Genomic DNA, 25,018 nt, shown 5'->3' with positions numbered 1-25,018 from the left:
GTGCGCGAGACCCGCGGTCGCTGACGATGCCCTGAACGACGCTCTCGGGGCGTTGCGCGTCCGGAGGCGTCTTTCAGGGCATCAGCCGTCAGCTGGCGGTGCCTGCCAGGCGGGCTTCCGCCATCGCGTGCTGCAGCAGCGCGATCAGCACCTGCTTCGTGGACTCGCGTTCGCGGGCGTCGCACAGCAGGACCGGCACGTGGTCGTCCAGGTCCAGGGCGCCGCGGACCTCTTCCGTGCCGTAGCGGTAGGAGTTGTCGAAGCAGTTCACGCCCACCACGAACGGCAGGTTGCGGCGTTCGAAGAAGTCCACGGCCGCGAAGCAGCTGTCCAGCCTGCGCGTGTCGGCCAGCACGACCGCGCCGATCGCGCCTCTCGCCAGTTCGTCCCACATGAACCAGAAGCGGTCCTGCCCGGGGGTGCCGAACAGGTAAAGGATCAGCTCGGGGCTGATGGTGATGCGGCCGAAGTCCAGTGCGACCGTCGTCGTGCGCTTCTGTTCCACCCCGGACAGGTCGTCGACACCCTCGGACGCCTCGGTGATCAGTTCCTCGGTGCGGAGCGGGGCGATCTCGCTGACCGAGCCGACCATCGTCGTCTTGCCGACGCCGAAGCCGCCGGCGATCACGATCTTGGTGGCTCTCGCCGACCGGTCGTCAGAGTTTGCGTATGCCATCGAGGACCGCCTGGAGAACGTGTTGGCTTGGTGGCTCGGCCCCCGGGGCGGCGGGCGAGCGGAAGATGATGAGGCGCTGGCTGATCAGGTCGGACAGGAGGACCTTCACCACCTGCAGTGGCAGGTCCACCTTCGCCGCCACCTCGACCACCGAGGTCGGGTGCTGGCAGGCGGAAAGGATGCCCGCGTACTCCGGCTCGACATCGACGTCGGTGACGGACTGCATCGCGACGACGAGCGTGATCAGGTCGAGACCGAGCGTGTCCGAGCGGGTGCGCCCGCCGGTCATCGCGTACGGCCGGACCAGCGGCCCGGCGGCCTCGTCGAACCACTCCTCGTCGGTTGCTGTCATGGCACCGGTCGCTCCAAGAACTCCCGCGGCTTCGCGGTGAGCACCGCGCCGACGCGCTTGACCATCATGTTCATCTCGTAGGCGATCATGCCCACGTCCGCGTTCTCGGCCGCGAGCAGCGCGAGGCAGGCGCCGTGGCCTGCCGCGGTGACGAACAGGAACGCGTGGTCCATCTCGACCAGCGTCTGCCGCACCTGACCGCCACCGAAGTGCCTGCCGGTGCCACGCGCGAGGCTCTGGAACGCCGACGCGACCGCGGACAGGTGCTCCGCGTCACCGGTCGACAGGTTGGCGGACCGGCCGATCAGCAGGCCGTCCGCCGAGAGCACGACGGCACGATCCACGCCCGCCACCCGCTTGACCAGTTCATCGAGCAACCAGTCGAGCTCATTCACTGCGGTGTTGGCCATTTCGCGTGCTCCCCACACTGTCGTTCCCGTTCAACATCTCCCCGGGCACCGGCTCGTCCCGGCCGCGCCGGGTCCCCGCCTGGAAAGCGGACAACCTGCTGCGTGCCTGGTCCGGGGTCTCCTCCCGATTGTGCTCCGCCTCGGGCTCCTGCTGCGCAGGCCAGGCAGGCGGCGTGTCTTCACGCAGCTGCGGGGCCAGGTTCTGCTGGCGGCGGCGCTGCGGCAGCGGCGGTCTGCCCGGTGCCATGCCCGCGGTCTGTGGTTGCGGGTTGGCCTGGGCGCGGGTGTCGCCGTCCGTGGGGGCCGGCTGGTTGATCTCCGGCGCGACCTTGCGCAGCTCGACGGGCTTCGGCGGTTCTGGCCGCGGCTCGCCGTTCCGTTCGGCGTGGCGCGGTTCGCGCTGCAACGCCTGGCTCGGCTCGTGGTCGGCGCGGGCCCCGCGCTTCGGCAGTGGCGGCCGGTCGCCGGCGTCCCGCTTGGGCAGCGGCTCGCTGGTCTCGGGTTCGAGGTGCCGCGGCGCGCGCTGCTGGCGCTGTGGCTGGGTCGGCTCGTGCTCGGCGCCGACCGGCTTCTGCGGGCGGAACAGGTCCTCCCCCGGCCGCGGCTCCACCATCGGCAGCGGCGGCAGGTTCGGCAGGTCCGGCAGGCTGACCGCGCCCGGGATGGTCAGGCGCACGGTCGAGCCCGGAGCCGGCGAGTCGCCGTTCGCGACCGGCAGCTCGACCGGGCGCAGCGTCTCGGTCTTCGGGTCGATCGGCCGGTCCGCCTTCTGGTCCTGCTCGTCGGCCTTGTCCTGCGGGACGGCCGAGTCCGGGCCGAGCAGCTCGTTGCGGACCAGCACGATGGCCCTGGTGCCGCCGTACGCCGACTCACGCAGCGTGACCGAGATGCCGTGGCGCGCCGCGAGGCGCGCGACGACGAACAACCCGAGGCGCGGCTCGCTGGAGAGCGCCATGATCCCGAAGTCGGGCGGGTTGGTGAGCATGTCGTTGAGATCGTCGGCGCGAGCCGGTTCGATACCGAGTCCCTGGTCCTCGATCTCGAGGACCACACCGCGGCCGACGACGTTGCCGCGCACGTCCACCCGCGCTGCGGGCGGGGAGAACGTGGTGGCGTTGTCGATCAGCTCCGCGAGCAGGTGGACGAGGTCGCCGACGACCGGGCCGATCACCGAGAGCGACGGCAGCTTGGCCGTCTTGACCCGCGCGAAGTCCTCGGTCTCGGCGGCCGCGCCACGCACGATCTCGGCGAGGCTGACCGGGTTGCGCCAGCGGCGGCCCGGCTGCCCGCCGCCGAGGATGATCAGGTTCTCGGCGTTGCGGCGCTGGCGGGTGGTCAGGTGGTCGAGCTGGAACAGCAGCTCCAGCTGCTCGGGGTCCTCCTGCTTGCGCTCGGCCTCGTCCAGCGTCTTCAGCTGGCGGTGCACGATGACCTGGCTGCGGTGCGCGATGTTGAGGAACACCTTGTTGGTGCCCTCGCGGGTCTTCGCCTCCTGCACGGCGGCGGCGACGGCGGTCTGCTGCGCCTTGTTGAACGCGTCCGCGACCTCGCCGATCTCGTCCGCGCCGTAGTCCCGCAGCCGGACCTCGTCGTCGACGCTCACGTCGTTGCCCGCCCGGACCTTCTCGACCAGCTCCGGCAGGCCCTTCTCGGCGAGGTCCAGGGTCTCCGACCGCAGGCGGACGAGCCGCTCGATGAGCCGCCGCGACAGCCGCAGCGCGAAGAAGAACACCAGCGCCACGAGCGCGAGCACCAGCACACCGGCGACGATCGACTGGGCGAGCGTGGTGTTGACCTTCGACAGCGCGAGGTCGTTGGTGTGGCGGCTCTGCGTCTGCAGCATCGTCATCAGCCGCTGGCCGACGTCGCCGGCCGCGGCCCGCCACATGTCCTCACTGATCGGGAGGTTGATGTCGCCGCGGAGCAGCACCTCCTCGACCGACATCAACCGCAGCCACTCCGCTGAACCGGTGAGCTTGCGGTACTGGGCCTGCACCTCCGGCTCGGCGAGCGGGATGGTCGACTCGAGCTGCAGGTGGTAGGAGCTGACCTGGCCCTGGTAGACGGAGAAGTCGGTGTTGTTCAGACCACCGCCGACCAGGTTCGCCGCGGCGAGGGCGTCCGAGCGCTGCATGAGGTCGGCGCTGGTGAGCAGCGGCGCGACGACCAGCTGCAGGTAGGCGATCTCGGCGTCGGGCGCGAACTGCGCGAGGCCCTTCGTGCCGTCGACGAACCTGTCGATGATGTCGTTGTAGAGGGAGAACGACTCGGAGATCGACACCTGGCCGCCGTCGACGCGCGCACGCATCGCGGGCAGCTCGCCCATCAGCTCGCCGAACTCGCGGACCGCGCGGGTCACCGAGTCCGGCGCGACCTCCGACAGCTCGCCGAGGCTCGCGGTGGCCTGACCCGCGAGCGAGTCGGTGCGGTTGCGCTGTTTGATCAGATCCGACTGGAACGTGCCGAAACTCGCGAGGCGACGCAGGGTGAGGCGGCGTTCTTCCTGGAGTGAGGCGATCAATGGGAGAGACCGCTGTTGTGCCTCACTCGCGAGCTGGAAGTAATTCCTGGTCTGTACCGCATCGAAGATCAAATAACCCGCGCCCGCGACACCGGCGAGCAGGAATACGATGCACGGCACCAGCGCCAACGTCAGCACGCGCGCCCGGATGGACAGGGCCCGGCTCCGCCGGATGGACGTCATCTTCACCGCGGTCCGCTTTCCTTCCGGCGTTCCCCAAAGTTCTCGAACGGGCGCCGCAACACGCACCCCCGGACCCCGCGGGGAACGGTAAACACCCAGCGTCAACGAGTCAAATAGGGGATTCTGTGACTTTTTACTGCCGACGAACCTGTAACGGGAAAACCAGCAACGTAAGCGCTCTCAATTGTGCGTTTCGTACAGATCAATTAGGCCGAACGGACCAACGCGGACGAAAACAGTGGCCGTTCGCGCCCGGTCGGCTACGCACCGGATTGGTCTGAACCTATTCGAAGACCAGGCGCCAGACGGGCTTGTCGTCGCGACGTTCGACACAGACCACCGGCTGGTAACGCTCCGTGAACGAGTATGTCCCTGGCGTGTCACAGCGCTGGCCGACGACAGCGAACCGGTCACCTCGGCCGGGCGGGCGCGTGGTGCCGGGCGGCGGCGTCGGCTGGGTGGTCGTCGGCGGGGCGGTGGCGGTGATCACCGCGGTCTGACTGCGGACCTCGGGGGCCACGATCTCGGCGAGCGGGGTCGTCGTGGACGTCGTCGGCGTGTTGCTCGCCTCGATCTCGGGCACCGAGGGCGCCGTGGCCTCCTGCTCCGGCTCACCGCCCGCGGTCGCGAGGAGGATGCCGGCCCCGACCAGGGCGATGACGAGCGCGAACGTCGCGGCCTTGAGCACCACGACGACGTTGTCCCGCTTCGCGTCCCGGCGGTCCTCGGCGGACTCCGTGTTCGCCGGACCGCCCTTCGGCTCCTCGAAAACCAGCCGCGGCATGATCACCCGTCCCGTTGGTCGGTGCGCTCGGTGAGTCAGGGTAACGAACGGGTCAATCATCTCAATCATCAGGTGGTCCCGGCATTTCCCGATAAATCGTTGACGATTCGGAGGCAATGGGCCACGATGGTGTTAACACCGAATGGAGGAGCAGCCATGACTCGCACCGAGCGCCGACCGCAGCGGATCGCCAGCCGCCGCGCACTGCCGTGCGAGCGACCGCTTGAGCTGCGCGAATGGCTTCCTGGCTCCCCACCGTGACCTACCCGTAGGCACGTCAGGGAGCCGCCCACCGGAATTCCGGAACGGGCGGCTCTTTTGTTTGCCATGCCATTTTCGCTAATCGGCGAACTGCGGCTGCGGCGCGGATTCCAAACCCGTGGCGCAAGAGGGTTCGACCCCTCCCGCAGAGGCTTTTCAAAACACCAATTCACACACCCCTGTAGCTCAGTGGACAGAGCAGCGGCCTCCGACGCCGCGGGTCGCCGGTTCGAGTCCGGCTGGGGGTACGCGGACCCTTGTAGCTCAGCAGGAGAGAGCGCGCCGCTACGAACGGCGAGGTCGCAGGTTCAAGTCCTGCCAAGGGTGCTCTGGCCAGGGAGAAGGGAGGGAGGTGATGACCGGTCTGCTGCTGCTCGACGTCGACGGGCCGCTCCACCCGTACGCGGCGCGAAGGACACGGCGGGGCGGCCGCTGGCGTGGTTCGACGACGAGCACGACGAGCACGCGGGCGGGGAGGAGTTCGCGGCGCACCGGGCAGGGGCTGGGTTCGGCGCACCTGGCGGCGGTGCGGGAGTGGCGGAGTAACGGCAAGCGGGTGCGAGGGAGACGGCAACCCACCTGATCTGGGCTCAGGAGACACCGCGTTCGACTCGCGGGCACCCGACGCAGGGGAAGTGGACGGCGCGTTGGTCCAGCGGCATGGACACCGGCTTCTCACGCCGGAGACACGGGTTCGATCCCCGTACGCGTCACCGGAAACCGGTTCTTGTGGCACCATCACGCACGTGACCGGCAGCAGACCCGACGCGGCCCAGCAGCGACTGCGCGACCTCGCGCTGTTGCGCCGGGTGCGTGACCGGATCGACCGGGAGTACGCGAAGCCGCTGAACGTGGAAGCGCTCGCGCGCGCTGTGCACATGTCGGCCGGGCACCTCAGCCGCGAGTTCCGGGTCGCCTACGGAGAGTCACCGTACTCGTACCTGATGACGCGCCGCATCGAGCGGGCCATGGCACTGCTGCGCCGCGGCGACATGAGTGTCACCGAGGTGTGCTTCGCGGTCGGCTGCTCGTCGCTCGGCACCTTCAGCACCCGGTTCGCCGAGCTGGTGGGCATGCCGCCCAGCGCCTACCGGACCCAGCAGGCGGCGACCGGGGAACCGGGGATGGCGCCGTGCGTGGAGAAGAAGGTCACCAGACCGATCAGGAATCGAGAAGCGCGGCCCACGGCGCGTACCTAGTGTGACCGCCATGGACATCACGATCGCGCAGGTCTACCTCCCCCACAACGACGCGGCGGCCTCGCTCGCCTTCTACCGCGACACGCTCGGCTTCGAGGTCCGCCAGGAGGTCGAGTACGACGGGCTGCACTGGATCACCGTCGGTCCCCCCGGGCAGCCCGGCACGTCCATCGTCCTGCACCCCCCGGCCGCGGACCCGGGCATCACCGACGACGAGCGCAAGGTCATCTCCGAGATGATGGCCAAGGGCACCTTCGCCGGCCTCAACCTCGCCACCAAGGACCTCGACGCGACCTTCGAGCGCCTGGCGGCCGGGGACGCCGAGGTCGTCCAGGAGCCCACCGCCCAGCCCTGGGGCGTCCGCGACTGCGCGTTCCGCGACCCCGCGGGCAACCTGCTGCGCATCGCGGAAGCCCGCTGAGTCCATCCCGAACCGAGCCCGCCCGAACAGCAGCATGGAGACACGATGAGCAAGCCCGCGAGGTCGAAGGCGCAGCCCGCCGCGCCGCACGTCGCCGACAGCCACGACCTGATCCGGGTGCACGGCGCACGTGAGAACAACCTCAAGGACGTCAGCATCGAGCTGCCGAAGCGCAGGCTGACGGTGTTCACCGGCGTCTCCGGCTCCGGCAAGAGCTCGCTGGTGTTCAGCACGATCGCCGCCGAGTCGCAGCGGATGATCAACGAGACCTACAGCACGTTCATCCAGGGGTTCATGCCGACGCTGGCGCGGCCGGACGTGGACGTGCTCGACGGGCTGACCACCGCGATCATCGTCGACCAGCAGCGGATGGGCGCCGACCCGCGCTCGACGGTCGGCACGGCCACCGACGCCAACGCGATGCTGCGGATCCTGTTCAGCAGGCTCGGCAAGCCGTACCTCGGCGGGCCGCAGGCGTTCTCGTTCAACGTCGAGTCGATCAGCGGCGCGGGTGCGGTCACCATCGAGAAGGCCGGGCGGCAGGTGAAGGAGCGCCGCAGCTTCAGCATCACCGGCGGCATGTGCCCGCGCTGCGAGGGCCGGGGCAAGGTCAACGACTTCGACCTGACCCAGCTGTACGACGAGAACAAGTCGCTCAACGAGGGCGCCGTCACGATCCCCGGCTACAGCATGGACGGCTGGTACGGGCGGATCTTCCGCGGCTGCGGCTTCTTCGACCCGGACAAGCCGATCAAGAAGTACACGAAGAAGCAGCTGCACGACCTGCTGTACAAGGAACCGACCAAGGTCAAGGTCGAGGGCATCAACCTCACCTACTCGGGTCTGGTCCCGACGATCCAGAAGTCGATGCTGTCCAAGGACGTCGACGCGATGCAGCCGCACATCCGCGCGTTCGTGGAGCGGGTGGTGACCTTCCAGGTCTGCCCGGACTGCGACGGCACCCGGCTGACCGAGGGCGCGCGGTCGTCGAAGATCGCCGGGATCAGCATCGCCGACGCGTGCCGGATGCAGATCTCCGACCTGGCCGAGTGGGTGCAGGGCCTCGACGAGCCGACGGTCAAGCCGCTGCTGGACGCGCTCGGCCACACGCTGGACTCGTTCGTGGAGATCGGCCTCGGCTACCTGTCGCTGGAACGGCCCTCCGGCACGCTGTCCGGCGGCGAGGCGCAGCGCACCAAGATGATCCGCCACCTCGGGTCGTCGCTCACCGACGTCACCTACGTGTTCGACGAGCCGACGATCGGCCTGCACCCGCATGACATCGCCCGCATGAACAACCTGCTGCTCCGCCTGCGGGACAAGGGCAACACCGTGCTGATGGTCGAGCACAAGCCGGAGGCGATCGCGATCGCCGACCACGTCGTCGACCTCGGTCCCGGCGCGGGCAGCGCGGGTGGCCAGGTGTGCTTCGAGGGCACCATCGAGGAGCTGCGGAAGAGCAAGACCGTCACCGGCCGCCACCTCGACGACCGCGTGTCGCTCAAGGAGGACGTGCGTGAGCCGTCCGGGCAGCTGGAGATCCGCGGCGCGGACACGAACAACCTGCGGGACGTGGACGTCGACATCCCGCTCGGGGTGCTGGTGGTCGTCACCGGCGTCGCGGGGTCGGGCAAGAGCTCGCTGATCCACGGTTCCGTCGCCAAGCGGGACGGTGTGGTGGCGGTCGACCAGACCCCGATCCGCGGCTCGCGGCGCAGCAACCCCGCGACCTACACCGGTCTGCTGGAGCCGATCCGCAAGGCGTTCGCCAAGGCCAACGGCGTGAAGCCGGCGCTGTTCAGCGCGAACTCCGAGGGCGCGTGCCCGGGCTGCAACGGCGCCGGGGTCATCTACACCGACCTCGGGATCATGGCCGGCATGTCCACCACGTGTGACGTGTGCGAGGGCAGGCGCTTCGACGCGTCCGTGCTGGACTACAAGTTCGGTGGCCGGGACATCAGCGAGGTGCTCGCGATGTCGGTGACCGAGGCCGAGGAGTTCTTCGGCGACGGCGAAGCCAAGCTGCCTGCCGCGCACAAGATCCTCGATCGCCTGGCCGACGTCGGCCTCGGCTACCTCACCATCGGCCAGCCGCTGACCACGCTGTCCGGCGGCGAGCGGCAGCGGCTCAAGCTCGCCACCCACATGGGCGGCGACGGCGGCGTCTACATCCTCGACGAGCCGACCACGGGCCTGCACCTCGCGGACGTGGAGAACCTGCTGGGCCTGCTCGACCGGCTGGTCGACGCGGGCAAGTCGGTGATCGTCATCGAGCACCACCAGGCGGTCATGGCGCACGCGGACTGGATCATCGACCTCGGACCCGGTGCGGGCCACGACGGTGGACTGGTCGTCTTCGAGGGCACTCCCAGCGCCCTCGTCGCCGACCACTCCACCCTCACCGGCGAGCACCTCGCGGAGTACGTCGGCGCCTGACTCACGCGCCGGTCGGACCGGCCGACCAAAGTACCGACCTTTCCCGACCTTGGTCTGGGATCGGCGTCCGGAACGCGCGGGCTCGGTACGTTCGGGCGATGAGACGCAGCCTGCGCGACTGGTCTGTGGACATCGGGCTGTTCATGTTCGCCGTGTTGTACGGGCTCCTGGTCGTCGCGATGCGCGTCGAGACGGGCTCGGCGCCCCGGCAGGAGTGGCTGTTCGCGCTCGACCAGCTGGTCGGGGTCGCCGGCGCCGGGCTGCTGTGGCTGCGTCGGCGGTGGCCGGTCGGCGTGGCGGCCGCGCTGATGGCCGTGGCGTGCGTGTCGGAACTGGTGGGGGGCGCGGCCATGGTCGCGCTGTTCACGGTGGCCGTGCACCGGTCGCTGCGGGTCACCGCCGTCCTGTTCGCCGCGGGCCTGGCCTCGACGTGCGTGTTCCTGCTGCTGCGGCCCGCGCCGGACGAGCCGCTCGCGTTCTCGCTCGGGTTCGGGTTCGCGGTGCAGTGCGCGGTCGTCGGGTGGGGGCTGGTCGTGCGGCACCGGCGCGAGCTGGTGCTGTCGCTGCGGGAACGGGCCGCGCGCGCCGAGACGGAGGCGCGGCTGCGGGCTGACCGCGCGCAGCTGCAGGCCCGCGAGGCGATCGCCCGCGAGATGCACGACGTGCTCGGGCACCGGTTGTCGCTGCTCAGCGTGCACGCGGGCGCGCTGGAGTACCGGCCGGACGCACCGGCGGCGGACATCGCGCGGGCGGCGGGGGTGATCCGCGAGAGCGCGCACCAGGCGCTGCAGGACCTGCGTGAGGTGATCGGGGTGCTGCGCGCGCCCGTGCAGGAGCTGCCGCAGCCGACGTTCGCGGACGTGCCCGCGCTGGTCGCCGAGTCCGCCCGCGCCGGCATGCCGGTGGTGCTGCGCAACGAGATCACGGCCGAGATGCCGGACACGCTCGGCCGCACGGTGTACCGGATCGTGCAGGAAAGCCTGACCAACGCACGCAAGCACGCCGCGGGCTCCACAGTGGACATCTCGGTGCGGGACGCGGACGGGCTCCGCGTCGAGATCGTCAACACGGCGGGCGAGCCGGGCGAACCCGGTGGCGGACAAGGACTCGCGGGGTTGCGCGAACGCGTGGCACTGGCCGGTGGCCGGGTCGACGCCGGACCGGAACCCGGCGGCGGCTGGCGCGTGTCGGCGTGGCTACCGTGGCCGGCATGACCGTGGACGTGCTGATCGTCGACGACGACCCACTCGTGCGCACCGGGCTGACCATGATGCTCGGCGGCGCACCGGACATCCGCGTGGTCGCCGAGGCCGGGGACGGCGCCGAGGTGCTCGCGCTGGTCGACCGGCACCGCCCGCACGTGGTGCTGATGGACATCCGCATGCCGACGGTCGACGGTCTCACCGCGACGGAGGCGCTCCGCAAGCGGCGGGACGCACCCGAGGTACTGGTGCTGACCACGTTCGACGCCGACCGGCACGTGCTGCGCGCACTGCGAGCGGGGGCGGCCGGGTTCTTGCTGAAGGACACGCCGCCCGCACAGATCGTGGCGGCCGTGCGACAGGTCGCGGAAGGCACACCGGTGCTGTCGCCCGTGGTGATGAAACGCCTGGTCGCGAGGGTCGCCGCGACGGAGACGGAGACCCGGGGGACCCGTGCCGCGACCCGTCTCGCGGTGCTCAACGACCGGGAGCGCGCGGTGGCGGTGGAGGTCGGCAAGGGCCGGTCGAACGCCGAGATCGGGACGGCGCTGCACCTGTCCGTGCCGACGGTGAAGACACACGTGTCGAGCGCCCTGACGAAGCTGGACCTCAACAACCGCGTCCAGATCGCGATACTGGTCCACGACGCGGGACTCCTGCCGGACTAGCGCCCGCGAGCAGAACCGACGAACCTTCCGAAAATAAAAGTTGTCCGGACAGGAAAAGTTGTCATAGACTGCGTGGGCACCGCCCCCACGACAGACGGAGACGACATGTCCTTCCAGGCCTACCTAGACGGCATCGAGAAGAAGACCGGCAAGACCCCGGCCGAGCTGCTGGCGGAGGCCGGTGCGCGCGGCTACGACGCGACCACCAGGGCAGGCGTCGTCCTCGAATGGCTCAAGACCGACTACGACCTGGGCCGCGGCCACGGGATGGCGCTGTGCCACGTGCTGAAGAACGGCACGGAGATCAGCGACAAGCACGTCGGCGGCACCGGCACCCACCGGGATCCGTCCGCGACCCTGCGGATCGACGGCCTCGCCAACCGCTGAGGGCTCAGCGGTTGTTGAGCCGGGCCGCCTGGCGCGTCAGGTATTCGCATTCGGCCAGGTTGGGTGCCTTGCTGGCCGCCTCGACGTACAGCCGGGCCGCCGCGGCCAGGTCGCCGTCGCGCTCGTGCAGGTACGCCGCCACCGCGGCGTGGCGCGGCAGCGAGTCGTCCAGCGCCGCGAGCGCCGCCAGCCCGGCCCGCGGCCCGTCGGCCTCGCCGACCGCCACCGCGCGGTTGAGCAGGACGACCGGGCTGTCGGTCAGGCGCACCAGCTCGTCGTACCACTCGACGATCTGCACCCAGTCGGTCTCCTCGGCGGTGGGCGCGTCCGCGTGCAGGGCCGCGATGGCGGCCTGCGCCTGGAACTCGCCCAGCCGGTCGCGGGCCAGCGCCGCCTGCAGGATCCCGACGCCCTCGGCGATCATCGCGGTGTCCCACCGGCCGCGGTCCTGCTCGGCGAGCGGCACCAGACCGCCGTCCGGCGTGGTCCGGCCGGCCCGCCGGGCGTGGTGGAGCAGCATGAGCGCGAGCAACCCGGCCACCTCCGGGTGGTCGATCGCGGCCGCGAGCCCTCGGGTGAGCCGGATGGCCTCGGCGGCCAGGTCGACGTCGCCGGAGTAGCCCTCGTTGAAGACGAGGTACAGGACGCGCAGCACGGTGGCGACGTCGCCGGGCTGGTCGAACCGCACGCCGGAGACGGTCCGCTTCGCCCGGCTGATGCGCTGCCCCATGGTCGCCTCGGGCACCAGGTAGGCCTGCGCGATCTGGCGGGTGGTCAGCCCGCCGACGGCCCGCAACGTGAGCGCGACCGCGGCCGACGGCGACAGCGACGGGTGTGCGCACAGGAAGTAGAGCTGGAGCGTGTCGTCCACCGCGGGCACCGGCTCCGGCGCGGGTTCGGCCACGAGTTCTCCCGCGTCCTCCCGCCTGCGACGGGCCGCGTCCGCCCTGGTCGCGTCGAGGAACTTCCGCCAGGACACGGTGACCAGCCAGCCCTTCGGGTCCCGGGGCGGGTCGGCAGGCCAGACGCGCAGCGCCTCGATCAGCGCCTCCTGCACGGCGTCCTCGGCCGCCGCGAAGTCGGCGCCGCGGCGGACGAGGATGCCGAGGACGTTCGGGGTGAGGCTCCTGAGCAGCGCCTCGTCCATGCTCACTCCGTGATCGTCGGCGCCGAGCCGTAGAACGGGCGCAGCTCCAGCCACTCGTGGATCGGCTTCCCGCCCGCGCCCGGGGCAGCGGACAGCTCGCCCGCCAGCTCGATGGCGCGGTCGTAGGTGTCGACGTCGATCACCATCCAGCCGGCGATGAGGTCCTTGGTCTCGGCGAACGGGCCGTCGGTGACCGGCGGGCGCCCCTCGCCGTCGTACCGGACGAACGTGCCCACGGGCGAGAGCGCCTGCGAGTCGACGAACTCGCCGGTCTCCTCGAGCCGGGCCGCGAAGTCGTCCATGTACTTCACGTGGGCCGAGATCTCCTCCGGCGTCCACTCGGCCATCGGCACGTCGTTGACGGCGGCCGGTGCGCCTCGGTAGTGCTTGAGCAGCAGGTACTTGGCCATGGTGACTCTCCTCGTCAGGTGTGCGCGTTCCCGCGCGGTTCATGCCGCTGGGACGGAGCCGCACCCGGATCTTCGACATCAGCAAATTGTGACGCGCGACACAGTCAGCGGACGTCGGTGAGCATCTCTTCGGCCATCGTGGTCAGGCGGGCCGTGTCGGCCGGGGTGAGGGTGATCCACGAGCCGTTGCGGCGCAGGGCGTACCGGCCGTCCGGGGTGTCCAGCCAGTTGACCAGGCTGTACGCGCGGGCCCGGCCCGTCGCGCCGAGCTGGCCACCGCCCGTGCGGGACGTCAGCGCCTGCGTGAGCGTGCTGACCTCCTCCGCGCGGACACCCGCGGCGTGCAGCACCCTCGTGAACCCGGAAATGCCTTCCGCGGCACCCTGCGCGCACGCCGCGTCGTAGTCGGCGGCGCTCACGTTGGCCGGCCGGTCGGCGGCAGCGGGCAGGTGGGTGAGCGAGCCGAGCAGCGACGACGCGAGTGCCGTCGGGCGGACCGCGCCCAACCGGACCTCGTCGCCGACGCGGGCCGCGATCGCGGCGCCGGACGGACCGACCGCGGCGAAGGCGAACAGCGGCGAACCCGTCCCGTACACCCGCATGTCCAGCGACGCCGACGGGTTGCCGAGCGACCGCAGCATCCCGGCCAGGTCGCGGGCCGGTGCCGCCACCGTGCCGAGGTCACGGGCCGCGAGGTCGCGGGACGACTCCTCGGCCAGCTCCGCCCGCCGCGCCTTCGTGCGGCCTACGTGCAGCACGTCCAGCACCTCGGGCGTCGGGCCGAGGCCCATCGCCGACCACAGCAGGTACAGCTCGACCACACTCAGCTGGATCCACCCGGAGCCAGGGTCACGCACGGCGGTTGACCTCCCCGATCACCGGCGGCATGACCCGCTCGTCGCTGGCGCCCCAGATGTCGGGGTCCTCCTCGACGTACTTGTTCCTGCGCTCGATGTCCTCGCCGCGACCGCTCCCGCCGCCACCACCCATCGGCATACCGCCTGCCATGCCCGGCGCCTGGCCGCCCTGCCGGACCGGCACCGCCGACGCGGCAGCGGGCCGGGCCGCTGGTTCACCCGTTCCCGCACCGCCGCCCGGGGCGAGCGGGGCGGTGGCCGGGGCACGACCCGGCGTGCCGGGTCCAGCGGCGCCAGGACCACCACCGGAAACCGGACCACCGCCCGCGCCAGGGCCGGGGCCACCGCCGGGCACCCTCGGCACTGGCGGCGGGACTGGTGGCTGCGGTGGCTGGGGTGGCGGAGGTGGCTGCGGCGGCTCGGTCGGCGGGCCGTACGGCACCTTCCGCAGCGACGGCGGCGCGAACTGGGGCACGGTCGCGTACACGTCCCGCGAGTTCGCCTGGAACCGCTCCATGGTCCGCGCGGCCTGCTCGTGCAGCTCGCGTTCCTGTGTCGTGTAGACCAGCGGGTCCACCACGAGCGGCGTCGCGGTGTCGAAGCCACCGTTGGTGAACGCGGTCACCTGCGAGGGCAGGGGCGTCGGCGTCGGCAGCACCGGGTACGGCGGGGGCGGCATGTCGTTGCGCGCGGTGGCGACGTTGTCGACCTGGACGGTGACGCAGGCGCACACCTCGGTCGCGCGGATCGCGGTCTCCCTCGACCACTCCGACAGCGCCGACACGCTCTCCTTCGCGAGCTCCGCCGCCTCACCCTCCCACGCCTGCGAGGTCGTGAACAGCAGCTTCGACAGCTCGTCGGCCATGTCGGCCAGCTCGTCACCCAGCCGCGCCCACGTCGCGGACACCGACATCGCGCCGGTGAGGTCGATGCCGTCGTGGACCATCCGGTACAGCTCGGGGTGCGACCAGGTCATCCACTCGACGGTCTCGTCGAGCGACTCCGGCACCGGCTCGTCCACCGGCGGCTTCGGCGGGCGCGGCCAGCTCGGCGGATAACAGCCACCGATCATGATGCCCTCGCTCAACTTTCCTCCTCGACCGTCACGCCGAACTGCCCGACCGCGCGCCGCAGGTCGTCCGCCGCACTCTCGTCGCTCGTCTCGTACATGCCCGCCGCGAACCGGACCGTCGCCTCCAGGTCGTCGAGGACCTGGTGGAACGCGGTCAGCACGTGCGTGACGCCGCCGTCGCTGTCCACGGCGACCATGCGCAGCCGCTCGGACATGATCCGGCCGACCCAGTTGTCGCCGAACCGGAGCGGCGTGTCGAGGTCCACGCAGTCCCGGACCAGCTCGGCCGCGCGGGCCCGCAGCGTGCCGAGCTGGACGAGGATGACCTTCGCGACCTCGAGGTCGATCGTCAGCGAGCCGGCGAGCGCCTGCTCCTTGACCTTGCCGACCTTGGTGGCGACCGGCGCGAGCGCGCCCGAGGCCGCGCCGGGGAAGGCCCTGGGCTCGGACATGGGGAACCCCCTTTGACGGATCAGAACCAGGTGTCACAGTAACGCGTCGCGCGGCCGCTCACGGCTGGTTCAGCGAGGCCGCCATCTCCGTCAGGCGCTGCTCGACGCGCGCGGTGTCGGCGGGGGTGATGGTCAGCCATTCGACCCGGTCCCTGGTCACCTCGGTGTGCACGAGGTAGCGGCCGGGCTCGGTGTCGAACCAGTTCAGCACGGACGTCCTGGTGCGGCGGCCGACCTGGTCGACGCTGTTCGCGGCCAGCTGCCCGCCGCCCTGCCTGCCGGACTCCAGCAACGTGGTGACCGTGCGCAGGTCGCGGCCGGTCACGCCGCCGTTCGTGAGCGTGCGTTCCAGCCCGACGTACCCGCTCGCGGCGAACTCGTCGACGGCCGCGTCGAAGACCTCCTTGGGCAGCCGCGCCGACCCGCCCGGCCCTGGCCGCCGGTCCGGCAGCAACGCGATCACCGCGGGCACGAGCCGCGCGTTCCGCACCCACGCGAGCCGGACCTCGTCGTCGGACTGCGCGGCGAGCACGCCCCGGCGGCCGTCGCTCGCCGCGAGCACCCGCAGTGTCTCGCCGACGGACAACCGCCCGTCGACACTCCGCGTGTGCCTGCCGAGCAGCGCGAGCTGCTCCTCCAGCGCGGGCGCGACCTCGGCGCCGTCGTGGAGTCCCTTGTGGGCCAAGGACTGCCGCACCTGCTCGCGCAGTGCCGCCCGCTCGTCCATGGTGTACCCGAAGGAACGCACGTCGAGCGGGTAGGGCCGTTCGGTGAAGCCGAGGTGCTCCCACAGGAGGTCGAACTCCTGGTGGGACAACGAGGTCGCGGACACGCGGAGAATTATGGTCCGGTCAGCGCAAGTGCGCGTCGAACCAGTTCAGGACCCGCTGCCAGGCTTCGACGGCCGTGTCCGGGTAGATGTCGAACCGGTGGTCGGCGGCCGGGTACAGCACGACGTCGTTGGCCGTCTCCGAGCGCTTCGCCGCGTCCCGCAGCAGCGCGACCTCGTCGGCGACCTTGTCCCCGTACAGGCCGAGCCACGGGCAGCGCAGCGTGGGCGCCGCGTCCACGAGTGCGGGCAGGCCGGGCGAGAGCGGGTTCAGGATCCCGCCACCGCCGACGGACACGGCCGCGCCGATCGCCCGGCTCGCGGCCACCACCAGTGCCACCGCACCACCCAGCTCGAACCCGACCACACCGATCCGGTCCGCGTCGATGCCGTGCTGCGCGAGCCAGCCGAACGCGATGTCGGTGTCGGCGAGCACGGACTCACCGGACAGCTCGCTGATCCGGTCCAGCGCCGTGAGGTCGTCCACTTCGGTCGAGTCGCCGTCGTAGATGTGCGGTGCGACGGTCAGCCAGCCCTCGGCGGCGAGCCCGGTGATCAGGTCCCGCATCGCCTCGGTCATCCCGCGTTCCTCGTGCAGGACGACGACTCCGCCTCTGACGACCCCGTGTGGTTCCGCGTACGTCATGCGCAGCGCACGACCGTCAGTCAGCTGTACAGGCTCTGTGCGGGTGGCTGGAGACATTCCGATACCCAATCACGTCGAGGTGAACACCAGTCAACGAATCCCATCCGAATGGAGTAATCACCGGATGAGCAGCTGCACGATCGCCACCGTGCCGACCACCACTATGGCGGCCCGTAACCAGATCGGCCTAAGACGGCGCCCGATCCGTGCCCCGATCAGCCCACCGATGGTCGAGCCACCCGCGAGCAGACCCACGACCGCCCAGTCCACATCGGCCACGAACACGAACACCACCCCGGACACGAGGTTCGCGATCGCGGTGGTCACGTTCTTGACGCCGTTGAGCCGTTGCAGCGAATCGTCCACCAGGATGCCCATGAGCGCCAGCAGGATGACGCCCTGCGCCGCGCCGAAGTAGCCGCCGTACACGGCGCAGCCGAACACCCCGAACAGCAACGGGATGCCCCCGTGCGGATGCCGGTCGCCCTCGCGCTGGGCGAGGCGCTTCGCGATGAGCGGCTGCAGCAGGACGAGTACGAGCGCGACGACGATCAGCGCGGGCACGACGGCTTCGAACGCGCCGGGCGGCAGGACGAGCAGCAGCAGGGCCCCGCCGACCGCCCCGACCGCGGTCACGACGCCGAACCGCAGCAGCCGCGAGCCCTGCCCCTTCAGCTCCCGCCGGTAGCCGACGGCACCGCCGATGGATCCCGGCACGAGCCCGAGGCTGTTGGAGACGTTCGCCACCACCGGCGGATACCCGAGCGCCAGCAGCACGGGAAAGGTGACGAGCGTGCCGGACCCGACCACGGAGTTGATGCCGCCCGCGAACAACCCCGCCGCGACGACGATGACGATGTCGAGCGCGGTCAACGCGGTGTGAACACGCAGAACTCGTTGCCCTCGGGATCGGCGAGCACGTCCCACTCGATCTCGTCGTCCCGGCGGCGCAGGAGGGTCGCGCCCGCGTCGAGGAGTTCCTGGGTGTCCCCGAACACGTCCAGGTGCAACCGGTTCTTGCCCGTCTTCTTCTCCGGCACCGGCACGATCCAGAACAGCGGGCCGGCACCGTGCGGGTCGACGATCGGCACCGGCCAGTCGTGCGGCCGCATCCACCCGTCGGCAGGCGGCTCGTGCTCGTCCTTGCGCACGTACCCCATCGCGCCACACCACCAGTCGGCGAGCGTGTGGTGGTCGTTCGCGTCGATGACCAGGTCCTTGAAACGTGCTGGCATTGCGGCATGGTCGCACGGGCCGCCGACCGTGGCGCGTGCCATACGCCCTGGTCGAGGACCACGTCACACCCCACTTGCCAACCGGCACCCGACGTGGTGCGGACCAGAGTGGACGGTGCGTTGTCCACAGGCGTCAGCCGGTACTCACTTCGCTCTCTCCAGCACGGCGTCGCACAAGGAGTCCAGCACCTCGCGGGCCTCGCCCCGGGGCAGATCGGCCAGCGCCGCCCGCGCCAGCTCCGCGTGGTCGCCGGCGTCGGCGCGAGTCAGCGACGGGCCGGGGCCGTCCCGCAGCAGCCCGAGCGCTTCGGCGTGCAGGTCCGGGTCGGTGACCGTGCCCGTGACCAGCAGCACGCGCAGCCGGTCGGCCGCGGCATCGCCCGCGGCCAGCGCGTGCAGCACGGGCACGGTCACCACCCCCGCTCGCAGGTCGGTGCCGGGAGTCTTCCCCGACTCGCCACCGACGATGTCCAGTACGTCGTCCACCAGCTGGAACGCGATGCCCAGGTGTTCGCCGTAGATGTGCAACGCGCCGCAGACCGACGGGGGCGCCTCCGCCACCAGGGCGCCCAGCTCCGCGGCCATCGCGATCAGGGACGCCGACTTGTCGGCCATGACCTCCAGGCAGAACGCCATCGGGTCGGCCGATTTCGGGCGGACCGTCTCCATCAGCTGGCCTCGGACCAGCCTGGCCAGTGTGGTGGTCTGCAGGCGCAGCGCGGGCAGGCCAAGCTCCGCACCCAGCTCCCCGGCCCTGGCCAGCATCAGGTCACCCAGCAGGATCGCCCGGTTGTTGCCCCACAGCGCGTTCGCCGTCGGGACCCCGTGGCGGACCGGGGCCTGGTCCATCACGTCGTCGTGGTGCAGCGTGCCGACGTGGACCAGCTCCGTGAGCACCGCGGCGTCCACCACCTTGTCCTGGCGCGGGCCGAACTCGGCCCCCAGGATGACGAGCATCGGGCGCAGCCGCTTGCCACCCGCGTCGATGAGGTGGGTGGCGCCCGCGTGCCCGTCCAGGACCTCGCGCAGCCGGCTTTCGACATCGGACAGAAGCGTGTTCCCCATGCTGTCGAGCTTCCCGCCGGGGACCACCGCGGCAGATCCCGCCTGCGGCCGAACGCGCTCACTCCTGAGAGGGAGATTTCTCCAGCCAGTGCCACTCCGAGCGCGACACGGACGGCACCGGCCGGTAGCCCGCGCGGCGGAACAGGGCCAGCGACGCGGCGTTCTCACCGTGCACGTTCGCGCGGATCACCGCCGGGCCCAGTGCCCGTTCGGCCGCCAGCAGCATCGGTACCGCCAGCCTCCGGCCGCGTGCTGCGGGCGCCACCGTGATGCTGACCTCCCACGCCCCGCCCGCGCGGTCGAAACGCACCGTCCCCACCGGACGGCCGTCGTGCTCCGCCACCAGCAGCCATCGGTCGTCATCGGTCAGCACGCGGGACAGCCACGCCTCGTGGTCGGCCGGGGAGACCGGGTCCGTGGTGCGTGACCAGCGGCGGGTCTCCTCGTCGTTCCGCCACGACAGCAGCAGCGCCGCGTCCGCCCCGGTGGCGGCACGCACTGTCGGGTCGAAGCCCATCGCGTCGAGGACGCGGTCCGCTCCCCTGCCGTCGACAGTCGTCCTTGCCTTGTCCCCCAGCGCTTTCCGCGCGGCGGCGTCCCGCAGCAGCGTCCGCAGCACCGGCACGTGCGATCGCGGGTCGGCGCCGAGGCCCGCCGCCACGCCCTGCTCCACCGCCGCCTGATAGCCGGCCGCCTGGTTGTCCGCGATCCGCACCAGCGCGGTCGGCACCCCGATGCAGCACAGCTCCAGCAACGTCACGCCGGCCGCGCTCACCACCAGGTCCGCCGACGCGCACAACGCGGGCAGCTCGGGGGTCGGCGGCACGACCTCGAAACCCGGCACCGGCGCGGCCGAGATCGCCACCACCTCAGCGGGCACCCCCGTGTCACGCAGCGCGGACAGCGCCGCCGCCACCGACGACGGGGCCGCGCCGCCACCCATCACGACCACGACCTTCGGCGGCACCGAACCCGCGCGCTGTGCCGTCCGTGCCGTCCGTGCTGTCCGTGCCGCCCGGATCTCCGCACGCAGCGGCGCGTACGCGGGCCCCCTCAGCACCACCGGCGACCCGTCGTCCGGGCGCGGTGCCGCGTACAGGTTCGCGTCCACCACGATGTCCGCGCGCCGCCGCCCGAACCCGCCGTCCTCCATGGACACCACGAGACCGTCGGCACTGAACTCGCCGATGCCGTAGTGGTCGACCACGACCGCGTCAGCGGGCTCGGGAGAAGCCACGACCGGGAGCGATCCGAGCAGCCACCGGCCCGCGGTGAACGATCCGCACAGCGCCACGTCCCAGCCGCGGGACCGGGCCGCCGTCGCCAGCGCCACGCAGCGGGACAGGTGACCGACCCCCGTCGACGGGGTGGCGTCCGCGCGCAGCAGCAGCCTCGTCATGTCGTGGGCGTGGTGTTCTGCTCGACGTCCGCGTTCAGCGCCACCAGGTCCGGCCGGGACCGCAGCAGCGCGACCAGCGCCTGCCACGACGGCACCTCGTCGCCGAGCTCCGCCACGACCCCTTCCAGGAGCTTCGCGTCCTCCTCGGTGTCCAGCGTGACGCGCAGGTCGGAGTTGTCCACCCCGGGCACCACGCCGCCGCACCGGTACACGTCGGGCTGCGTGTAGATGTTCGACGTCACGTGCTCGCGGTGGCCGCCGGTCGCGATGCGTGCCTGTTCCTCCAGCACCGCGACCCGTACCAGCTCGGTGTCCAGGCCGCGCGGGTGGCGGCGCACGACGAAGTTCGACACGTGGTCCAGCGTCGGGTCGGCCCGCCACACGGCCACGACCTGCGCGATCACCGCCGGGTCGTGCAGCGGGCAGTCGGCCGTGAGCCGTACCACCGCGTCGCACGGGTGCTCGCGGACGGCCTTCACGTATCTGGCCAGCACGTCGTCCAGCGGGCCACGGACGACCACGGCACCGCAGCGGGCGGCCTCGTCGGCCACCGGGTCGTCCGTGGGGTCGTCGGACGTCGCGAGGATCACGGTGTCGAGGTTGTGCGTCTCCTGGGCGGCGCGGATGACCCAGCTCAGCACGCTCCTGCCGCCCAGCGGCCGGAGCACTTTGCCGGGCAGCCGGGTGGAGGACAACCGTGCCTGGATGACCGCGTTGACTCGCACGGGTGCCATGATGGCGCACCGGTGACGACCCAGACCGCGGAGGTAAGACCATGGCGCTGCTCGAAGGGGCTGGCATCCTGCTCACGGGCGGGACGGGGTCCTTCGGCAAGGCGTTCATCGACTACGCCCTGAAGCACCTGGACCCACGGCGTCTGGTGATCCTGTCCCGCGACGAGCTGAAACAGTACGAGGCCCGCCAGATGTTCGGCGACGACCCCCGGCTGCGCTGGTTCATCGGCGACGTCCGCGACCGCAGGCGCCTCGAGCGCGCCATGCACGACGTGGACTACGTGGTGCACGCCGCCGCGCTCAAGCAGGTCGACACGGCCGAGTACAACCCGTTCGAGTTCGTGCAGACCAACATCACCGGGTCGCAGAACGTGATCGAGGCGGCCATCGACTGCGGCATCCAGAAGGTCGTGGCGCTGTCGACCGACAAGGCGTCCAGCCCCATCAACCTGTACGGCGCGACGAAGCTGTGCGCGGACCGGCTGTTCATCTCCGGCAACCACTACGCGGCGGGTCACCCGACCCGGTTCTCGGTGGTCAGGTACGGCAACGTGATGGGCTCACGCGGGTCGGTCATCCCGTTCTTCAAGTCGCTGGCCGACCGCGGTGAGGCGCTGCCGATCACCGACCTGCGCATGACCCGCTTCTGGATCACGCTGCCGCAGGCCGTGGAGTTCGTGGTCAACTCGTTCGACTCGATGCACGGCGGCGAGCTGTACGTGCCGAGGATCCCCAGCATGCGGCTGGTGGACCTGGCCCGCGTGATCGCGCCGAACAGCCCCATGAAGGAGGTCGGCATCCGGCCTGGCGAGAAGCTCCACGAGGAGATGATCGCCCCGGACGACTCGCGCAGGACGCTCCTGCTCGACGACCGGTACGTCGTGATGCCGCACATCGCGGGCTGGGGTTACGAGCCGCCCGCCGAGGGCCAGGCGGTGCCGGAGGGCTTCGCGTACCGGTCGGACACCAACGACCTGTGGCTCTCGGACGATGACCTGCGGGCGTTGGTGGCGCAGTATGGGTGAGGAGCGGAGCGACGGAGCGGGCGTCGTCTGGACTGACGAGCAGCGCAGGGAGCCCGGCCACGGGCGAGCGAGCAGCGTAGGAGGGAAGACGGCGTCTGAGCGGAGGAGCGCAGCGACCAGTGATGCGGACGTGCTCCCGTATGGACGGCAGTCGATCGTCGAGGAGGACATCGCCGCGGTCGCGGAGGTCCTGCGCGGTGACTGGCTGACCACCGGACCGGCCGTGCGCCGGTTCGAGGCGGACCTGTCCGCGCTGGTCGGCGGCGTGCCGACGGTGTCGGTGACCTCGGGGACCGCGGCTCTGCACGTCGCGTACGCGGCGGCGGGCATCGGCCAGGGCGACGAGGTCGTGTGCGCGCCGATGACGTTCGTCGCGACCGCCGCGACCGCGATCCAGCAGGGCGCGACGGTCGTGTTCGCGGACGTGTCGCCGGAGACCGGGAACCTCCTGCCGGAGGCCGCCGCGGCGGCGATGACCGCGAAGACACGCGTGGTGTCCTCGGTCGACTACGCCGGGCACCCGGTGCAGGTCGACGAGCTGCTCAAGGTCGCGCACGACGGCGGCGCGCTGCTCCTGGAGGACGCGGCGCACTCGATCGGCGGCACGTGGCAACGCCGCCCGGTCGGCGCTCTGGCGGACCTGACGACGTTCTCCTTCTTCCCCACCAAGAACCTGACGACCGCCGAGGGCGGCGCGGTCGCGACGCCGAACCCGGACCTCGCGCGGCGGGCGGCGCAGTTCCGCAACCACGGGCTGGTGCGCGACAAGGCGCGGATGCGGTACCCGGACGAGGGCGGCTGGCACCAGGAGGTGCACGAGTTCGGCCTGAACTACCGGCTGCCGGACGTGTTGTGCGCCTTGGGTTCCAGCCAGCTGCGGCGGCTCGCGTGGTTCAAGGAGCGGCGCGCGGAGATCCACGCCCGCTACACCGCCGGGCTGTCCGATGTGGACGGCGTTCGGACGCCGGTGACGCTGCCGGGCGCGGACCCGATGTGGCACCTGTACCCGTTGCGGGTGCTGGACGGGCGCCGCCGCGACCTGTTCGACCACCTGCGTGCGGGTGGGATCGGGGTGCAGGTGAACTACATCCCGGTGTACTGGCACCCGGTGTTCGCCGACCTCGGCTACCAGCGCGGGATGTGCCCGAACGCGGAGCGGTTCTACGCGGAGGAGCTGTCGCTGCCGCTGTTCCCGGACCTGTCGGACGACTACGTGGACCGGGTGATCGAGCTGGTGAGGAAGTTCTTCTCTCCTGAGCGGAGCTTGCGGAGCGAACAGTGATGCCGAGCGGAGCTTGCGGAGCGAACAGTGATGCCGAGCAAGGGTTGCGAGCGAACATGACCCTGGACCTCGCCCCGTGGGGCTCTCCCACGGTGCTGGAGCGGCTCGGTGGGCACCGCAACGAGGTGTTCCGTCTCGAAGGCGGCCTCGTGGCACGCCGATCCCGCCGATCCGTCGCGTCCCTCGACTGGGAGCTGGACCTGCTGGACCACCTGTCGCGCCACGGTTTCCTCGTGCCCGAGGTGGTGCGTGCGGACGGGCGGGCGCAGGTGGACGGTGTGGTCGTGCAGCGCTGGCTCCCCGGCCGTGAGCCGACCGACTGGGCGCCGGTGGTGGCCGAGCTGCGGCGCCTCCACGAGCTGACCGCGGGCTGGCCGCCGCGCCCGGACTTCCCCGGCACCCGCGACCTGTTGACCACCGACCGCGGCGGCGACGTCGACCTGACCGCGATGCCACCCGAGGCCGTCGAGACCTGCCGAGCCGCGTGGCGGGCCCTCGACGGCCCGTCGACGGTCGTCCACGGCGATCCGTGCGCCGCGAACATCCGCGTCGACGGCGACCGCGTCGGCTTCCTCGACTGGGACGAGGCCCGCGTCGACCACCCGTGGCTCGACCTCGCGGACATCCCGGGCCTGGACCTCCCACCGGCCGCCCACGCCGCCGTCAACGCGTGGGAAGCCGCCAACGGCTGGCTGGTCGAGCCGCACTACGCCCGCGAACGGCTCGCACAGCTGGCCTGTGGACAACCCTGTGGACAACATCCCGGCCTGTGGACAACGTGTGTGTCAGCAAGCGCTTGCGGGATTCAAACCTGTGGATAACCTGGCTCAATCGGACGGCGTGACCGGGGACCACACGCCGAACCACTGCTCGGCGCCGAACTCCTCGAACCGCTCCACCTCGGTGAACCCCAGCTTCGCCGCGAGGCGCACCGCGCGGTCGTTGGCGGTCTGGGTGCAGAGCACCACCGGTTCGCCCGGACGCTCGCAGGCGAACCACCCGAGTGCCGCGGCGCACGCCTCGGCGGCGTACCCGCGTCCCCACACCTCCGGCAGGAACAGGTAGCCGAGCTCGGTCTCCCCGGCGTCCGGGTGGACGTGGCCCGGACGCTCCGCGGCGCGCCGGTCGAGCGTGATGATGCCGATCATCGCGCCGTCGAGGTCGGCGACGAAAACGCCGGGACGCCGGCCGGGCACCTCGGGCACCGCGCGTTCGAGCTCGGCACGCGGTCGAGGACCACCGAGGTAGGTGCGCACCTCCGGCGAGGCGAACAGCTCGATGAACGCCGCACGGTCCCGGGCCTCCGACTCGCGGAGCACGAGCCGTTCGGTCCGCAACGGGGCAGGTGGCCAGAGCACGGGAAGA

General features: G+C 71.2%; 28 protein-coding genes and 3 tRNA genes. 13 read left to right on the top strand and 18 right to left on the bottom strand.

The annotated features are described in order from the left end of the window. Positions 1–88: 88 nt before the first annotated feature. From FHR82_RS15695 to FHR82_RS15675, 5 genes are all read right to left on the bottom strand, one after another. Positions 89–676 (bottom strand): GTP-binding protein, encoded by a 588-nt coding sequence (locus tag FHR82_RS15695; protein ID WP_184811105.1) that lies wholly within the window; start codon positions 674–676, stop codon positions 89–91. Beyond that, on the bottom strand, positions 657–1,028 hold the full coding sequence (locus tag FHR82_RS15690) for a DUF742 domain-containing protein (RefSeq protein ID WP_184811104.1): 372 nt from the start codon (positions 1,026–1,028) through the stop codon (positions 657–659). Before FHR82_RS15690 ends, FHR82_RS15695 begins: the two co-directional genes overlap by 20 nt. After that, positions 1,025–1,438 carry a roadblock/LC7 domain-containing protein gene (locus tag FHR82_RS15685; RefSeq protein WP_184811103.1) on the bottom strand — a complete coding sequence of 138 codons (414 nt, stop codon included), beginning with the start codon at positions 1,436–1,438 and terminating at the stop codon, positions 1,025–1,027. The genes FHR82_RS15690 and FHR82_RS15685 overlap by 4 nt, the downstream gene beginning before the upstream one ends. Then, positions 1,416–4,142, bottom strand: a complete 2,727-nt coding sequence (locus tag FHR82_RS15680; protein WP_184811555.1) for a nitrate- and nitrite sensing domain-containing protein — start codon at positions 4,140–4,142, stop codon at positions 1,416–1,418. The genes FHR82_RS15685 and FHR82_RS15680 overlap by 23 nt, the downstream gene beginning before the upstream one ends. A gap of 283 nt (positions 4,143–4,425) precedes the next feature. Continuing rightward, positions 4,426–4,926, bottom strand: coding sequence for a hypothetical protein (locus FHR82_RS15675; RefSeq protein WP_184811102.1), 501 nt, complete (start codon positions 4,924–4,926; stop codon positions 4,426–4,428). Positions 4,927–5,362: 436 nt separating this feature from the next. Here FHR82_RS15675 and FHR82_RS15670 point away from each other — a divergent pair. The 10 genes from FHR82_RS15670 to FHR82_RS15625 all read left to right on the top strand — a co-directional run bounded on the left by FHR82_RS15670 (position 5,363) and on the right by FHR82_RS15625 (position 11,500). Then, positions 5,363–5,435: transfer RNA gene (locus FHR82_RS15670), tRNA-Arg, on the top strand. Between the two features lie 5 nt (positions 5,436–5,440). Beyond that, a tRNA-Arg gene (locus tag FHR82_RS15665) sits at positions 5,441–5,514 on the top strand. A gap of 28 nt (positions 5,515–5,542) precedes the next feature. Continuing rightward, entirely contained in the window at positions 5,543–5,770 is a 228-nt protein-coding gene (locus FHR82_RS15660) for a hypothetical protein (RefSeq protein WP_184811101.1), read from the top strand. Between the two features lie 58 nt (positions 5,771–5,828). After that, positions 5,829–5,900, top strand: a tRNA-Glu gene (locus tag FHR82_RS15655). Positions 5,901–5,933: 33 nt separating this feature from the next. Continuing rightward, positions 5,934–6,386, top strand: coding sequence for a helix-turn-helix transcriptional regulator (locus FHR82_RS15650; protein ID WP_184811100.1), 453 nt, complete (start codon positions 5,934–5,936; stop codon positions 6,384–6,386). Positions 6,387–6,396: 10 nt separating this feature from the next. Continuing rightward, complete coding sequence (locus FHR82_RS15645; RefSeq protein WP_221463794.1) at positions 6,397–6,807, top strand: VOC family protein; 411 nt, start codon at positions 6,397–6,399, stop codon at positions 6,805–6,807. Positions 6,808–6,852: 45 nt separating this feature from the next. Then, complete coding sequence (locus FHR82_RS15640; protein WP_184811098.1) at positions 6,853–9,243, top strand: ATP-binding cassette domain-containing protein; 2,391 nt, start codon at positions 6,853–6,855, stop codon at positions 9,241–9,243. Between the two features lie 98 nt (positions 9,244–9,341). Further along, positions 9,342–10,457 carry a sensor histidine kinase gene (locus tag FHR82_RS15635; RefSeq protein ID WP_184811097.1) on the top strand — a complete coding sequence of 372 codons (1,116 nt, stop codon included), beginning with the start codon at positions 9,342–9,344 and terminating at the stop codon, positions 10,455–10,457. Then, positions 10,454–11,113 (top strand): response regulator transcription factor, encoded by a 660-nt coding sequence (locus FHR82_RS15630; RefSeq protein ID WP_184811096.1) that lies wholly within the window; start codon positions 10,454–10,456, stop codon positions 11,111–11,113. Before FHR82_RS15635 ends, FHR82_RS15630 begins: the two co-directional genes overlap by 4 nt. A gap of 105 nt (positions 11,114–11,218) precedes the next feature. After that, the gene (locus FHR82_RS15625; protein ID WP_184811095.1) at positions 11,219–11,500 is read left to right on the top strand and encodes a DUF4287 domain-containing protein; all 282 of its coding nucleotides are present in this window, start codon (positions 11,219–11,221) and stop codon (positions 11,498–11,500) included. A gap of 4 nt (positions 11,501–11,504) precedes the next feature. Here the strand turns inward: FHR82_RS15625 and FHR82_RS15620 are convergent, their stop codons facing one another. The 12 genes from FHR82_RS15620 to FHR82_RS15565 all read right to left on the bottom strand — a co-directional run bounded on the left by FHR82_RS15620 (position 11,505) and on the right by FHR82_RS15565 (position 21,346). Beyond that, a complete protein-coding gene (locus tag FHR82_RS15620) occupies positions 11,505–12,647 on the bottom strand; it encodes an RNA polymerase sigma factor (RefSeq protein WP_184811554.1) in 1,143 nt (380 codons plus the stop codon). A 2-nt stretch (positions 12,648–12,649) separates the two neighbouring features. After that, the gene (locus tag FHR82_RS15615) at positions 12,650–13,057 is read right to left on the bottom strand and encodes a YciI family protein (RefSeq protein WP_184811094.1); all 408 of its coding nucleotides are present in this window, start codon (positions 13,055–13,057) and stop codon (positions 12,650–12,652) included. Between the two features lie 104 nt (positions 13,058–13,161). After that, positions 13,162–13,914, bottom strand: a complete 753-nt coding sequence (locus FHR82_RS15610; protein ID WP_184811093.1) for an ESX secretion-associated protein EspG — start codon at positions 13,912–13,914, stop codon at positions 13,162–13,164. Then, positions 13,907–15,001: a PPE domain-containing protein gene (locus tag FHR82_RS47415; protein ID WP_184811092.1), complete on the bottom strand. Its 1,095-nt coding sequence runs from the start codon at positions 14,999–15,001 to the stop codon at positions 13,907–13,909. Before FHR82_RS47415 ends, FHR82_RS15610 begins: the two co-directional genes overlap by 8 nt. Continuing rightward, positions 14,998–15,438 carry a hypothetical protein gene (locus FHR82_RS15600; RefSeq protein WP_184811091.1) on the bottom strand — a complete coding sequence of 147 codons (441 nt, stop codon included), beginning with the start codon at positions 15,436–15,438 and terminating at the stop codon, positions 14,998–15,000. Before FHR82_RS15600 ends, FHR82_RS47415 begins: the two co-directional genes overlap by 4 nt. 58 nt (positions 15,439–15,496) lie before the next feature. Next, positions 15,497–16,270, bottom strand: coding sequence for an ESX secretion-associated protein EspG (locus FHR82_RS15595; RefSeq protein WP_184811090.1), 774 nt, complete (start codon positions 16,268–16,270; stop codon positions 15,497–15,499). 19 nt (positions 16,271–16,289) lie between these two features. Further along, positions 16,290–16,913 carry a dienelactone hydrolase family protein gene (locus FHR82_RS15590; RefSeq protein ID WP_225944027.1) on the bottom strand — a complete coding sequence of 208 codons (624 nt, stop codon included), beginning with the start codon at positions 16,911–16,913 and terminating at the stop codon, positions 16,290–16,292. 117 nt (positions 16,914–17,030) lie between these two features. Next, entirely contained in the window at positions 17,031–17,786 is a 756-nt protein-coding gene (locus FHR82_RS15585) for a sulfite exporter TauE/SafE family protein (protein ID WP_184811088.1), read from the bottom strand. Then, positions 17,783–18,148: a VOC family protein gene (locus FHR82_RS15580; RefSeq protein WP_184811087.1), complete on the bottom strand. Its 366-nt coding sequence runs from the start codon at positions 18,146–18,148 to the stop codon at positions 17,783–17,785. Before FHR82_RS15580 ends, FHR82_RS15585 begins: the two co-directional genes overlap by 4 nt. A 144-nt stretch (positions 18,149–18,292) precedes the next feature. Next, positions 18,293–19,213, bottom strand: coding sequence for a polyprenyl synthetase family protein (locus FHR82_RS15575; protein ID WP_184811086.1), 921 nt, complete (start codon positions 19,211–19,213; stop codon positions 18,293–18,295). A 58-nt stretch (positions 19,214–19,271) separates the two neighbouring features. Next, positions 19,272–20,612, bottom strand: coding sequence for a bifunctional UDP-2,4-diacetamido-2,4,6-trideoxy-beta-L-altropyranose hydrolase/GNAT family N-acetyltransferase (locus FHR82_RS15570; protein ID WP_184811085.1), 1,341 nt, complete (start codon positions 20,610–20,612; stop codon positions 19,272–19,274). Continuing rightward, on the bottom strand, positions 20,609–21,346 hold the full coding sequence (locus FHR82_RS15565) for a cytidylyltransferase domain-containing protein (protein WP_184811084.1): 738 nt from the start codon (positions 21,344–21,346) through the stop codon (positions 20,609–20,611). The genes FHR82_RS15570 and FHR82_RS15565 overlap by 4 nt, the downstream gene beginning before the upstream one ends. A gap of 41 nt (positions 21,347–21,387) precedes the next feature. Between FHR82_RS15565 and pseB the strand changes: the two genes are divergently transcribed. From pseB to FHR82_RS15550, 3 genes are all read left to right on the top strand, one after another. Next, positions 21,388–22,371, top strand: a complete 984-nt coding sequence (gene pseB / locus FHR82_RS15560) for a UDP-N-acetylglucosamine 4,6-dehydratase (inverting) (protein WP_184811083.1) — start codon at positions 21,388–21,390, stop codon at positions 22,369–22,371. A 130-nt stretch (positions 22,372–22,501) separates the two neighbouring features. Next, positions 22,502–23,653 (top strand): DegT/DnrJ/EryC1/StrS family aminotransferase, encoded by a 1,152-nt coding sequence (locus FHR82_RS15555; RefSeq protein ID WP_311771099.1) that lies wholly within the window; start codon positions 22,502–22,504, stop codon positions 23,651–23,653. Positions 23,654–23,709: 56 nt separating this feature from the next. Then, entirely contained in the window at positions 23,710–24,474 is a 765-nt protein-coding gene (locus FHR82_RS15550; RefSeq protein ID WP_184811081.1) for a phosphotransferase enzyme family protein, read from the top strand. Between the two features lie 6 nt (positions 24,475–24,480). Here the strand turns inward: FHR82_RS15550 and FHR82_RS15545 are convergent, their stop codons facing one another. Then, positions 24,481–25,011: a GNAT family N-acetyltransferase gene (locus FHR82_RS15545; RefSeq protein ID WP_184811080.1), complete on the bottom strand. Its 531-nt coding sequence runs from the start codon at positions 25,009–25,011 to the stop codon at positions 24,481–24,483. Positions 25,012–25,018: the final 7 nt, after the last annotated feature.

The organism is Actinophytocola algeriensis (genome assembly GCF_014203735.1).
GTDB classification, from domain to species: domain Bacteria; phylum Actinomycetota; class Actinomycetes; order Mycobacteriales; family Pseudonocardiaceae; genus Actinophytocola; species Actinophytocola algeriensis.
Note: the sequence above shows the minus strand (reverse complement) of the source record. Positions and strands in the feature narration are given on the sequence as shown.

Bases quoted from the DNA above. Each gene is read 5' to 3' on its own strand.
- FHR82_RS15660 (WP_184811101.1), top strand. From the start codon at position 5,543: ATGACCGGTCTGCTGCTGCTCGACGTCGACGGGCCGCTCCACCCGTAC.
- pseB (WP_184811083.1), top strand. From the start codon at position 21,388: ATGGCGCTGCTCGAAGGGGCTGGCATCCTGCTCACGGGCGGGACGGGG.
- FHR82_RS15635 (WP_184811097.1), top strand. From the start codon at position 9,342: ATGAGACGCAGCCTGCGCGACTGGTCTGTGGACATCGGGCTGTTCATG.
- FHR82_RS15620 (WP_184811554.1), bottom strand. From the start codon at position 12,647: ATGGACGAGGCGCTGCTCAGGAGCCTCACCCCGAACGTCCTCGGCATC.
- FHR82_RS15580 (WP_184811087.1), bottom strand. From the start codon at position 18,148: ATGCCAGCACGTTTCAAGGACCTGGTCATCGACGCGAACGACCACCAC.
- FHR82_RS15695 (WP_184811105.1), bottom strand. From the start codon at position 676: ATGGCATACGCAAACTCTGACGACCGGTCGGCGAGAGCCACCAAGATC.
- FHR82_RS15550 (WP_184811081.1), top strand. From the start codon at position 23,710: ATGACCCTGGACCTCGCCCCGTGGGGCTCTCCCACGGTGCTGGAGCGG.
- FHR82_RS15615 (WP_184811094.1), bottom strand. From the start codon at position 13,057: ATGGCCAAGTACCTGCTGCTCAAGCACTACCGAGGCGCACCGGCCGCC.
- FHR82_RS15630 (WP_184811096.1), top strand. From the start codon at position 10,454: ATGACCGTGGACGTGCTGATCGTCGACGACGACCCACTCGTGCGCACC.
- FHR82_RS15590 (WP_225944027.1), bottom strand. From the start codon at position 16,913: ATGACGTACGCGGAACCACACGGGGTCGTCAGAGGCGGAGTCGTCGTC.
- FHR82_RS15645 (WP_221463794.1), top strand. From the start codon at position 6,397: ATGGACATCACGATCGCGCAGGTCTACCTCCCCCACAACGACGCGGCG.
- FHR82_RS15600 (WP_184811091.1), bottom strand. From the start codon at position 15,438: ATGTCCGAGCCCAGGGCCTTCCCCGGCGCGGCCTCGGGCGCGCTCGCG.
- FHR82_RS15625 (WP_184811095.1), top strand. From the start codon at position 11,219: ATGTCCTTCCAGGCCTACCTAGACGGCATCGAGAAGAAGACCGGCAAG.
- FHR82_RS15675 (WP_184811102.1), bottom strand. From the start codon at position 4,926: ATGCCGCGGCTGGTTTTCGAGGAGCCGAAGGGCGGTCCGGCGAACACG.
- FHR82_RS15575 (WP_184811086.1), bottom strand. From the start codon at position 19,213: ATGGGGAACACGCTTCTGTCCGATGTCGAAAGCCGGCTGCGCGAGGTC.
- FHR82_RS15570 (WP_184811085.1), bottom strand. From the start codon at position 20,612: ATGACGAGGCTGCTGCTGCGCGCGGACGCCACCCCGTCGACGGGGGTC.
- FHR82_RS15565 (WP_184811084.1), bottom strand. From the start codon at position 21,346: ATGGCACCCGTGCGAGTCAACGCGGTCATCCAGGCACGGTTGTCCTCC.
- FHR82_RS15680 (WP_184811555.1), bottom strand. From the start codon at position 4,142: ATGACGTCCATCCGGCGGAGCCGGGCCCTGTCCATCCGGGCGCGCGTG.
- FHR82_RS15690 (WP_184811104.1), bottom strand. From the start codon at position 1,028: ATGACAGCAACCGACGAGGAGTGGTTCGACGAGGCCGCCGGGCCGCTG.
- FHR82_RS15685 (WP_184811103.1), bottom strand. From the start codon at position 1,438: ATGGCCAACACCGCAGTGAATGAGCTCGACTGGTTGCTCGATGAACTG.
- FHR82_RS15640 (WP_184811098.1), top strand. From the start codon at position 6,853: ATGAGCAAGCCCGCGAGGTCGAAGGCGCAGCCCGCCGCGCCGCACGTC.